Below are 743 nucleotides of genomic sequence, written 5' to 3'. Positions count from 1 at the left end.
CGGATAGGGACCGAACTGTCTCACGACGTTCTAAACCCAGCTCGCGTACCGCTTTAATGGGCGAACAGCCCAACCCTTGGGACCGACTCCAGCCCCAGGATGCGACGAGCCGACATCGAGGTGCCAAACCATCCCGTCGATATGGACTCTTGGGGAAGATCAGCCTGTTATCCCCGGGGTACCTTTTATCCGTTGAGCGACGGCACTTCCACACGTAACCGCCGGATCACTAGTCCCTGCTTTCGCACCTGCTCGACCCGTCAGTCTCACAGTCAAGCTCCCTTGTGCACTTACACTCACCACCTGATGACCAACCAGGCTGAGGGAACCTTTGGGCGCCTCCGTTACCCTTTGGGAGGCAACCGCCCCAGTTAAACTACCCACCAGACACTGTCCCCGATCCGGATCACGGACCCGGGTTAGACATCCAGCACGACCAGAGTGGTATTTCAACAACGCCTCCACCCGCACTGGCGTGCGGGCCTCACCGGCTCCCACCTATCCTACACAAGCCGAACCGAACACCAATATCAAGCTGTAGTAAAGGTCCCGGGGTCTTTCCGTCCTGCTGCGCGAAACGAGCATCTTTACTCGTAGTGCAATTTCACCGGGCCTATGGTTGAGACAGTCGAGAAGTCGTTACGCCATTCGTGCAGGTCGGAACTTACCCGACAAGGAATTTCGCTACCTTAGGATGGTTATAGTTACCACCGCCGTTTACTGGCGCTTAAGTTCTCGGCTTC

The 743-nt window shown here is 56.8% G+C and carries 1 rRNA gene; it reads right to left on the bottom strand.

From position 1 onward, the window contains the following. Positions 1-743: ribosomal RNA gene (locus ABD335_RS30690) — 23S ribosomal RNA — on the bottom strand; the annotation flags it as partial.

Source organism: Streptomyces macrosporus (genome assembly GCF_039533145.1).
GTDB classification, from domain to species: Bacteria; Actinomycetota; Actinomycetes; order Streptomycetales; family Streptomycetaceae; genus Streptomyces; species Streptomyces macrosporus.
The sequence above is the reverse complement of the archived record's forward strand: the minus strand, read 5'-3'. Positions and strand labels throughout refer to the sequence as shown.